Origin of the sequence: Streptomyces sp. NPDC058525 (assembly GCF_042719495.1) — a bacterium.
Lineage (GTDB): Bacteria > Actinomycetota > Actinomycetes > Streptomycetales > Streptomycetaceae > Streptomyces.
In genome coordinates, this window is sequence record NZ_JBHXNP010000173.1 from 1 (window position 1) to 10,209 (window position 10,209).

The window sequence follows — 10,209 nt, forward strand, 5'->3', positions numbered from 1 at the left end:
GTCGGCGGAGACCACCACGGTGTGGGACACCCCAGGGGTGTTGTCCACGAAGTTGGTGATCAACCAGTTCAGGTTCTGTGCCGCCTGGCTCATCGAACTCAACTATCGCTCCTGCTGGTAAGTGGGGTCGATGTGGTAACTGCCGGTAGCCGGGCCGCTGTTGCCGGCCTGACGACCCTGCTGGATACCGCGCCTCAGGTTGGTCAGACGGCCGCGGACGTCGTCCGGTGCCCTCGAGACCTGCGGACCGGCCTGCGCCTCGGCCTGCTGCTGCGCGGTGCCGGCCACGAGGTTCGCCCGCGGGACCCGGCGGGGCAGCCCCGACGTGGTGATGCCGCCTGCGGCGGGCTGGCGAACCCGCTCGGCCTGCCGCATCAGCTCGTCGTTCGGAGAGGACCGCCAGCTGACGGTCGGCGTGGCGCCGGTCGCCGCGGTGGCGGACTCGGCCGGCGCCTGGCCGCGCTGCGGCAGCTGCTGCGGAGCAGGGACCGCCGGGGCGGACTGCTGCGGCTGCTGCGGTACGGAAGGTGCCTGCGCGGCGGGCTGCTGCCCCTCCTCGCGGAACCAGTTCGACTCCAGGGTGTCGAAGATGGGGCTGCGGGCGTCGCCGGAGCTCTGCGCCGGGGGCAGCGCCTCGGGCCGGTGGCCCTGCGGCAGACCGGGAGCCTCGGCACGCTGCGGCGCCGGGGCGTAGCCGCCGGCCTGCTGCTGCGGAGCCTGGGGCTGCTGGAACTGCTGCGGCTGCGGCTGCTGCGGGGCCTGGGGCTGGCGGGGGAAGCCGCCGACGCCGGGACCGCCGGGCCGCTGGGGCTGACCGGTGGGCTGGTAGGTGCCCGGGCGGGCGAACTGGCCGGTCGCGGACGGGTCCACGGGGCCGCGTACGTCCGGACGCTCGAACTGCCCGGTCGTGCTGTTGCCGCCGGCGTTGGCCTGGGGCATCGGGGCGTTGAAGTCCGGGCGGGCGAACTCGGCCGTCGAGCCGGGGCCCGAGAGCTCGTCGTGGCCACGGGCCTGGTCGGCGCCCCAGCTGGTGGTCTGCGGACCGGGGAGCTCGGGCCGCGGGGCGCCACCGCGCGGCGGCAGCTGCGGCCGGGCGCCGCGCGAGGCGGGCGCCGCGGGGGCGGCCGGCTGCTGCTGCGGCGGCTGGGCCTGCTGCTGCTGGGGCTGCTGGGGCTGCTGGGGCTGCTGCGGACGCTCGAAGCCGTTGCCCTGCGGGAAGCCGGACTGGCCGGACGCGGTGGGCGCGGCGGCCGGACGGGCCTGCGGACCGCGGCCCGCCAGCGGCGCACCGGAGCCGAAGCCGGCCTGGCCCTGCCCGCTGGTGGTCGCACCCTGCTGCGGGCGGGCACCCGGAGCGACCGGGCCGCCCTGCTGCGGCGACCAACCGCCCTGGGAGCCCTGCTGGTTCAGCGGGGCCTGCTGGTTCTGCTGGTTCTGCTGGTTCTGCGCACCCTGCGGGCGCTGCTGGCCCTGGGAGCCGTCGCGGCCGGGCAGGGCGGCGCGCTGGCCGCCCGGGGCGACCTGGCCGCGCTGCGGAGCCGCGCCCACCGGGGGACGGGAGGCCGCGCCGGGCACGGAAGCCTGCCCGCCGGGTCCGCCCTGACCGCCGCCGGGGCCGCCCTGCGGACCGGGACCCTGGCCACCGGGCTTCTTGCCGCCCTGGGCGACGTCCACCGGCAGCATGACGAGGGCCGTCGTACCGCCCGAGTCGGAGGGGCGCAGCTGGATGCGGATGCCGTGTCGCAGGGACAGGCGGCCGACCACGAACAGGCCCATGCGGCGGGAGACGGAGACGTCCACGGTCGGCGGCGACGCGAGCCGCTCGTTGATCGCGGCGAGGTCCTCGGGGGAGAGGCCGATGCCGGTGTCGTGGATCTCGACCAGCACGCGGCCGTCGGGCAGCGCGTGGCCGGTGACCTTGACCTTGGTCTGCGGGGAGGAGAACGAGGTGGCGTTCTCCAGCAGCTCGGCGAGGAGGTGCACGAGGTCGTTGACGACGCGGCCGGCGACATCGGTGCCGGGCACCGCCGCCAGCTCGATGCGCTCGTACTGCTCCACCTCGGACGCGGCGGCACGGAGCACGTCGACGAGCGGGACGGGGCGGGTCCACCGGCGGCCCGGCTCCTCGCCCGCGAGGACGAGGAGGTTTTCGCCGTTACGGCGCATGCGGGTCGCGAGGTGGTCGAGCTTGAAGAGCGAGGACAGCTGGTCCGGGTCGGCCTCGCGCGACTCCAGCTCGGAGATGAGCGAGAGCTGACGCTGGATGAGGCCCTGGGAGCGGCGCGAGAGGTTGGTGAACATCGCGTTGACGTTGCCCCGCAGGAGGGCCTGCTCGGCGGCGAGGCGGACGGCCTCGCGGTGCACGTCGTCGAAGGCCGCGGCCACCTGGCCGATCTCGTCGCGGGTGTGCAGGCCGACCGACTCCACGGACGTGTCCACGTCCTGCGGGTCGGACTCGGACAGCTGCTTGACGAGCTCGGGGAGGCGGTCCTGGGCCACGCGGGTCGCGGTGTCCTGGAGGCGGCGCAGCGAGCGGATCATCGAGCGGGCCATGACGAAGGCGCCGACGAGGGAGACGCCGAGCACGAGGAGGATCAGCGCACCGTTGATGATGGCGTCCTGCTGCGACTCGTTCTTGAGCTCGCGGGCCTTCTGCTCCATGTCCTCGAGCAGCGACAGCTCGATGCGGCCCATCGCCTGGAGCTTGACGTCGTCGGCGTCGTACCAGTCCATCCAGGACCGGTTCTTCTCCTTGAGGAACTGGTCCTTGGTGCTCAGCACGCGGCGCGCGTAGTGGTCGGCGGTGCCGATCTCGGTGTTGCCGTCGCCGAGGGACGCGAGGAGCTCCTCGGACTTGCCCTGGTAGACCAGCTCGAAGGTCTTCTTCGACTGCTGCTCGCCCTTGAGCGCGGAGAGCGCGTACAGACGGTCGTTCTCCTTCAGCTCGCCCTGCCGCTCGTTGCTGTCGGGGAGCGAGGCGGCGATGATCGCGCGCTGGACGGACGCGTACTCCTTGGCGGCGGAGAACGCCGACAGGGCGCGCGTGCGCTTGATCATCTCCGGGCTGGAGGTGGCCTGCGCCATGTCCTGGGAGAGCGAGAGCAGCGAGACGATGAGGCTGTTGTACTCGGTGACGGTCTGCTGGGCGCCGTTCGCGTACGCCTTGCTGCGGATGTCCTCGATGAGGGTGAGCTGGCGGCCGATCTGCAGGATGTTGTTGCGGATCGACTTGAGCGTCTCGTCCTTGTCCTCCGTGCTGTCGACCGTGTCGGTCGCACGGGCGAAGGCCTCGGCGGCGGCGTCGGTGTGCTCGCGGACGCCCTTGACGGTGCTGTTGACCTTGCCGGACTTGTCGGCGGACAGCGGACCCGCGGACTTGTCGCGCTCCTCCTGGAGCGCGGCGGCCAGGTTGGTGGCCTGCCGGGTCATGGTCGTCAGCAGCTGCATGTGCTCCAGCTGCGCGATGTCGTTGAGCGAGTCGTTGATACGGACGCCACCGAGCGTGGTGGCGGCGACGACGGGCAGGGTCAGCAGCGACACCAGTCGCGTGCTGATGCGCCAGTTCTGCATGGCGAGGCGGGAACCGGGCCCACTGGGGGCCTTCGGTATCGCCACGTCCTGCTCGACCGCCCCGGCCTGGGCCTTGACGGGCGTGCCGCGGCCCTTCGCCCGCGCCTTCACCGAGGCGGAGACGTCGGGACCACCGCCTTCGACAGCCGGCCCGCGGTTCTGGGCGTGCTGGGGCGAGGAGCCACGGTCGGTCCCGCCGCGGGGCTCCTGGTCAGCCGCGGCTTCCCCTCGGCCCTGGCGGGCCTGGGGAGACCCCTTGCCATCCCTCTTGAATCGTCCCTGCACTAGCGTCGCAACCTCTGGACCAGGCGTCCCGCCGGGCGACCGGTGGGACGGTGTCGAGTCGTGGGGCACTAACGGCCCCATGGTGGTCGTCGGTGACCGGCGCGTCTCCCTCTCGTTGCCGCCGCGCTCGGCGCTGTGTCGCGCCACCTGCGCGCCGGCTGATTCCCGCGGCGGTCCCGCGAATTCCAGCACAGTGGAGGATCTCCAACAAGGTGCGAGCGCCCGCCCGGGGAGTCGGTGACGGCTTGTGACAGGGGTGCTACAGGATGTGGGACTGCTTTCGGGAGAAACCGGACTTACACCATGCAAACACGGTGACTGGCAAGGTGTCCCAGTCGCCATGATCAGGAGCGGAATGGCGCATTCAGTGGCGCAATGTCCGTTTCGTGGTGCGGAGTTGACTGTCCGTTATGCCGGTAATGCCTGGTCGCTGGTGAGCAAACTCACACGGCCATGGCCATTACTTCCCGGTTCCGTGAGGGATTCGGATGTTTAGCCTTACCCCTTAAAGGGTTGGCGCCGAGGCCGGCGCGTGCCACAACCGACATCCAGATCGAACCCGAGGACCCCGAACCCCGATGAAGACGACGACGATGTTCCGCAACATAGCCAACCCCCGCCGCACCACCCTCGCGCACCTCAAGGACGCCGAGGACCTGCAGGCGGCCCCGGCCACCCCGGAGCACGCCGTCGAGCTGCCGACGCAGACCGCCAACCCCCGGCGCACCATCCTGATGGAGGCCCCGGAGGCCGCCGCCGCGCAGTAGCCCCGGCAAATGAGGGCGAAGCGCCCCTGCCGACCGCGTTAGCCTGGAGCCGCAGACTCCAGCCAGCGGACATACAGAGGGGCAGACGCAACACGTGCGCATCGCCAGGTTCTCGATCGACGGCAATGTCGCCTTCGGCGCGGTCGAGGGCGATGCCGCCCCCGGCGCCGAAGGCGAGCTCGTCCTCGACATCATCAAGGGCATCCCGTTCGCGGACTTCGAGCTCTCCGGCACGAAGGTCCCGCTGAGCAAGGTGCGCCTGCTGCCGCCCGTGCTCCCGAACAAGGTCGTGGCCATCGGCCGCAACTACGCGGAGCACGCGGCGGAGCTCGGCAACGAGGTCCCGGACGCCCCCATCACCTTCTTCAAGCCCTCCACCTCGGTGGTCGGCCCGGGCGACCCGATCACCTACCCCTCCTTCTCCCAGGACGTCCACCACGAGGCGGAGCTCGCCGTGGTCATCGGACGCATGTGCCGCGAGGTCCCGAAGGAGCGCGTCAAGGACGTGATCCTCGGCTACACCTGCGCCAACGACGTCACCGCGCGCGACGTCCAGCAGCGGGAGAAGCAGTGGGCCCGGGCCAAGGGCTTCGACAGCGCCTGCCCCCTCGGCCCCTGGATCGAGACCGACCTGGACCCGGCCGACCTGACCATCCAGTGCACGGTCAACGGCGAACAGCGCCAGCTCGGCCGCACCAGCGACATGGTCCGCTCCATCGAGGATCTGATCGTCCACATCACCGAGGCCATGACGCTGCTCCCGGGCGACGTCATCCTCACGGGGACCCCGGCCGGAGTCGGCCCCCTGAACGTCGGCGACGAGGTCGCCGTCACCATCGAAGGCATCGGCACTCTCACCAACAAGGTGATCAAGCGTGGCTAACGCGAACTCCCCCCGCGTACGTTTTTGTCCCTCCCCGACCGGCAACCCCCACGTGGGCCTGGTCCGCACCGCCCTGTTCAACTGGGCGTTCGCCCGCCACCACGGCGGTACGTTCGTCTTCCGCATCGAGGACACCGACGCGGCCCGCGACTCCGAGGAGTCCTACGGCCAGCTGCTCGACTCGATGCGCTGGCTCGGCTTCAGCTGGGACGAGGGCCCCGAGGTCGGCGGCCCGCACGCCCCGTACCGCCAGTCCGAGCGCATGGACATCTACAAGGACGTCGCGCAGAAGCTCCTGGACGGCGGCTACGCCTACCACTGCTACTGCACCACCGAGGAGCTCGACGCGCGCCGCGCGGCCGCCCGCGCCGCCGGCAAGCCCTCCGGCTACGACGGCCACTGCCGCGAGCTCACCACCGTGCAGGTCGAGGCCTACCAGGGCGAGCACCGCAGCTCGATCGTCCGCTTCCGGATGCCCGACGAGCCCATCACCTTCACCGACCTGGTCCGCGGCGAGCTGACCTTCACCCCGGAGAACGTGCCGGACTTCGGCATCGTCCGGGCCAACGGCGCCCCGCTCTACACCCTGGTCAACCCGGTGGACGACGCGCTGATGGAGATCACGCACGTCCTGCGCGGCGAGGACCTCCTCTCGTCGACCCCCCGCCAGATCGCCCTGTACAAGGCGCTGATCGAGCTGGGCGTCGCCAAGACCACCCCCGCCTTCGGCCACCTGCCGTACGTCATGGGCGAGGGCAACAAGAAGCTCTCCAAGCGCGACCCCGAGGCCTCGCTCAACCTGTACCGCGAGCGCGGCTTCCTCCCCGAGGGCCTGCTGAACTACCTCTCGCTCCTCGGCTGGTCCTTCTCCAAGGACCAGGACGTCTTCTCCATCGAGGAGATGGTGGCGAAGTTCGACATCGACGGGGTCAACGCCAACCCGGCGCGCTTCGACCTCAAGAAGGCCGAGTCGATCAACGGCGACCACATCCGCCTGCTCGACCCGAAGGCCTTCGCGGACGCCTGCGCCCCGTGGCTCCAGGCCCCGCACGCCAACTGGGCGCCCGAGGACTTCGACGCCGCGGCCTGGGAGCGCATCGCCCCGTACGCCCAGACCCGCGTCACCGTCCTGTCGGACATCACGGCCAACGTCGACTTCCTGTTCCTGAAGGAGCCGGTCGAGGACCAGGCCTCGTGGGACAAGGCGATGAAGGGCGAGCCCGCGGCCCTGCTCACGACGGCCCGCGAGAACCTCGCGAACGCCGACTGGTCGGACCCCGAGTCCCTCAAGCAGGCCGTCCTGACCGCCGGAGAGGCCCACGGCCTCAAGCTCGGCAAGGCCCAGGCCCCGGTCCGCGTGGCCGTGACCGGCCGGACGGTCGGCCTGCCGCTGTTCGAGTCCCTCGAGATCCTGGGCAAGGACCGCTCCCTGTCCCGCATCGACGCGACCCTGGCCAAGCTCGCCGCCTGATCCCGCACCCCTGGAAGGGGCGGCCGCCACCAGGCGACCGCCCCTTCCGGCGTTCCCGCCCCCATCCGGAAGGACCCGCTGTGCCGCTGACCGCTCCCGACTACTCCTGGCACTTCACGCCGGGCAACGCCTTCCGCGACGACGGGGACCTCGGGACCCTGTCCGTGGTCGACGGGGGCACGCTGTGGCTGCCGAGCGGGCGGCTGGTGGCCTGCGACCCCATGGCCTATCTGGGCCTGACGCCGGGGACTCCTCCGTTCCGCGATCAGGTGAGCCCGGGGCGCTACCGGCTGGAAGCGGCACTCGTCACCTGGCACCCGGCCGACGAGCCCGCGCAGGCGTCGCCCCATCAGGATCTCGCCGCCGTGCGGCTCGTGATCACGCAGGCGCCGACGGTGTCCTGGGAGCCGGCGCTCAGCGGGGCGCAGTGCGCGGGCGACCTGGGCCCGGAGGAGTTCTACGGCTACGGCGTGGACGCGGGCGTCGGCTCGTTCCACGACGCGGCCGCCGGGCCGCACTTCGCCGACCGCGAGGCCACCAGGGAGCTGCTGCGCGCCCCGTTCCTCGCCGACGGGTACCGGTCTCCCGGTCCGTACGTGATCACCGGCCCCGGCGGCCGGCAGGCGGCGGTCTTCCAGTCGGGCTGGGGCGACGGTGTGTATCCGACCTGGACCGGACGGGACGCGGACGGCGGTGTGACCTGCTTTCTCACCGACTTCTTCGTCGTGCCCGCGCGGCGCGAGGCCACCGCGTAGGCTCGGCTCCATGCCGATCCGTGCCGTGCTCTGGGACATCGACGACACCCTCTTCGACTACACGGGGGCCGATGCCGCCGGGCTCTCACGGCATCTGGAGGCCGAGCGGATCGCGGAGCGGTACGGGACCCCCGCGCAGGCCCTCGCGCTGTGGCGGCAGATCACCGACCGGCACTGGGCGCGCTTCGCCGGGGGCGAGGGCACCTTCCAGGGGCAGCGGCGGGACCGGGTGCGGGAGTTCCTGGAGCGGCCCGGGATGACCGACGGGCAGGCCGACGCCTGGTTCGACCAGTACGTCACGCACTACAAGGCCGCCTGGGTCGTCTTCCCCGACGTCGTGCCCGCCCTCGACGCCCTCGCGGCCGGATACCGGCACGGGGTGCTCACCAACTCCTCCACCGCCAACCAGGACCCCAAGCTGCGCGACCTCGGCCTGCGCGACCGCTTCGAAGTGCTGGTCTGCGCCGTGGAGCTCGGGATCAGCAAGCCCGAGGCGGGCGCCTTCCTCGCCGCGTGCGAGGCGCTGGGGCTGCCGCCGGGCGAGGTGGCGTACGTGGGGGACCAGCCGGAGATCGACGCGCGCGGGGCCCGTGACGCCGGGCTGCTCGCCATCTGGCTCGACCGCGACGGCGGCCGGGGGGAGGGGCCCGCCGGCGTGCACCGTATCGAGGGCCTTGACCTGCTGCCCGAGCTGCTGGCCGCCGATACCCGTTTTGGAGCACGGTCAGGCATCCGGTAATGTTCTTTCTGCGCCGCCCGAGCGGGCCGAAAGGCCGGACGGGGGCGCCACTCGAAAGAAAACCCCGCAGGGGGTTGACTTTTGGTGGGGTATAGTGTAATTGGCAACACGAGGGTTTCTGGTTCCCTTATTCTAGGTTCGAGTCCTGGTACCCCAGCGCAGTGCAGCAGTAACGCAGTGCTTAGCCCCCGTTGTGTAGCGGCCTAGCACGCCGCCCTCTCAAGGCGGTAGCGCCGGTTCGAATCCGGTCGGGGGTACAGATCCTTCCCGTGAGGTGTCCTGGGTAGCTCCCGTACGTCTTGATGCAGGATCGCTAGGGCCCCCGTTGTGTAGCGGCCTAGCACGCCGCCCTCTCAAGGCGGTAGCGCCGGTTCGAATCCGGTCGGGGGTACTGTTGGTCTGGTATAGACCACTTTGGGCTATGGTGTAATTGGCAACACGAAGGTTTCTGGTTCCTTTGTTCTAGGTTCGAGTCCTGGTAGCCCAGCGCAGTGCAGCGAAAGTTGCAAGGCTTGCCCCCGTTGTGTAGCGGCCTAGCACGCCGCCCTCTCAAGGCGGTAGCGCCGGTTCGAATCCGGTCGGGGGTACGCACGAAAGAGGCCCTCCGCGTTCATCGCGGAGGGCCTCTTCGTCATGTCCGCCCACATCCGGGCCCCTCGTAAGTACGGGCCCGGAGGCGCGTGTTCGGACGTGTGCGGCGTCGTACGCGCCCCCGGGCCCGGGGGTGTGGGCAAAGAGGGAAAAGGTCAGCCGGAGCGGCGCAGGGCCTCCGTGAGGCGGGCGGCCGCGTCGATGACGGCCTGGGCGTGCATCCGGCCCGGGTGGCGGGTCAGACGCTCGATCGGCCCGGAGACCGACACGGAGGCCACCACCCGGTTCGACGGCCCGCGCACGGGCGCCGAGACGGAGGCCACGCCGGGCTCCCGCTCACCGATGGACTGCGCCCAGCCGCGGCGCCGTACGCCCGAGAGCGCCGTCGCCGTGAAGCGCGCGCCCTGCAGACCGCGGTGGAGCCGCTCGGGCTCCTCCCAGGCCATCAGGATCTGCGCGGCCGAGCCGGCCTTCATCGGGAGCGTGGAGCCCACCGGGACGGTGTCCCGCAGGCCCGACAGCCGCTCCGCGGCCGCCACGCAGATGCGCATGTCTCCCTGACGGCGGTAGAGCTGCGCGCTCTCGCCCGTCACGTCGCGGAGGTGGGTGAGTACCGGTCCCGCCGTGGCCAGCAGACGGTCCTCGCCGGCCGCGGCGGCGAGCTCCGCCAGCCGCGGGCCGAGGATGAACCGGCCCTGCATGTCCCTCGCCACCATCCGGTGGTGTTCCAAAGCCACGGCAAGGCGATGTGCCGTGGGTCGTGCGAGCCCTGTCGCCGCGACCAGCCCGGCGAGGGTGGCCGGACCGGACTCCAGTGCGCTCAGTACCAGAGCTGCCTTGTCGAGAACGCCGACGCCGCTAGAGTTGTCCATGAAACGATATTCGCGTCTCACACTGTGAAACGCAAGTTCAATTTTTCCAAGAAACAGCGAGTCTGTATGTGCGGGTCCACGAACCACTGGGTCCGAGCCGTCGTCCGGGACGTGGGGTACGGACGGCACGGCGCACAAGATCTCTATGAAGCGCCGGCACAACCGGCCGGCCGGAGGGAAAGCGATGGGTAGGACACTCGCGGAGAAGGTCTGGGACGATCATGTCGTCCGGCGCGCGGAGGGCGAGCCCGATCTCCTCTTCATCGATCTGCACCT

General features: G+C 71.1%; 7 protein-coding genes, 5 tRNA genes and 1 pseudogene. 10 read left to right on the forward strand and 3 right to left on the reverse strand.

Annotation, left to right across the window (positions count from 1 at the left end):
- Positions 1-102: pseudogene (locus tag ACFWP3_RS40665) on the reverse strand (roadblock/LC7 domain-containing protein); the annotation flags it as partial.
- Positions 103-3,855 carry a nitrate- and nitrite sensing domain-containing protein gene (locus tag ACFWP3_RS40670; protein WP_384231771.1) on the reverse strand — a complete coding sequence of 1,251 codons (3,753 nt, stop codon included), beginning with the start codon at positions 3,853-3,855 and terminating at the stop codon, positions 103-105.
- A gap of 578 nt (positions 3,856-4,433) precedes the next feature.
- On the opposite strand from ACFWP3_RS40670, the gene ACFWP3_RS40675 reads away from it, so the two are divergent.
- From ACFWP3_RS40675 to ACFWP3_RS40720, 10 genes are all read left to right on the forward strand, one after another.
- Positions 4,434-4,622 (forward strand): hypothetical protein, encoded by a 189-nt coding sequence (locus tag ACFWP3_RS40675; protein ID WP_384231773.1) that lies wholly within the window; start codon positions 4,434-4,436, stop codon positions 4,620-4,622.
- A 94-nt stretch (positions 4,623-4,716) separates the two neighbouring features.
- Positions 4,717-5,505 (forward strand): fumarylacetoacetate hydrolase family protein, encoded by a 789-nt coding sequence (locus ACFWP3_RS40680; protein ID WP_384231775.1) that lies wholly within the window; start codon positions 4,717-4,719, stop codon positions 5,503-5,505.
- The gene (gltX, locus tag ACFWP3_RS40685; protein ID WP_384231777.1) at positions 5,498-6,976 is read left to right on the forward strand and encodes a glutamate--tRNA ligase; all 1,479 of its coding nucleotides are present in this window, start codon (positions 5,498-5,500) and stop codon (positions 6,974-6,976) included. Before ACFWP3_RS40680 ends, gltX begins: the two co-directional genes overlap by 8 nt.
- Positions 6,977-7,056: 80 nt before the next feature.
- Positions 7,057-7,731 carry a DUF4241 domain-containing protein gene (locus ACFWP3_RS40690; protein WP_384231779.1) on the forward strand — a complete coding sequence of 225 codons (675 nt, stop codon included), beginning with the start codon at positions 7,057-7,059 and terminating at the stop codon, positions 7,729-7,731.
- Between the two features lie 10 nt (positions 7,732-7,741).
- Complete coding sequence (locus ACFWP3_RS40695; protein ID WP_384231781.1) at positions 7,742-8,470, forward strand: HAD family hydrolase; 729 nt, start codon at positions 7,742-7,744, stop codon at positions 8,468-8,470.
- 85 nt (positions 8,471-8,555) lie between these two features.
- Positions 8,556-8,627 (forward strand) — tRNA-Gln (locus ACFWP3_RS40700).
- A gap of 27 nt (positions 8,628-8,654) precedes the next feature.
- Positions 8,655-8,727 (forward strand) — tRNA-Glu (locus tag ACFWP3_RS40705).
- Positions 8,728-8,788: 61 nt separating this feature from the next.
- Positions 8,789-8,861, forward strand: a tRNA-Glu gene (locus tag ACFWP3_RS40710).
- 24 nt (positions 8,862-8,885) lie between these two features.
- Positions 8,886-8,957, forward strand: a tRNA-Gln gene (locus ACFWP3_RS40715).
- A 27-nt stretch (positions 8,958-8,984) separates the two neighbouring features.
- Positions 8,985-9,057 (forward strand) — tRNA-Glu (locus ACFWP3_RS40720).
- Between the two features lie 159 nt (positions 9,058-9,216).
- Here the strand turns inward: ACFWP3_RS40720 and ndgR are convergent.
- Positions 9,217-9,933 (reverse strand): IclR family transcriptional regulator NdgR, encoded by a 717-nt coding sequence (ndgR, locus tag ACFWP3_RS40725; protein WP_007266782.1) that lies wholly within the window; start codon positions 9,931-9,933, stop codon positions 9,217-9,219.
- Between the last annotated feature and the right edge of the window lie 276 nt (positions 9,934-10,209).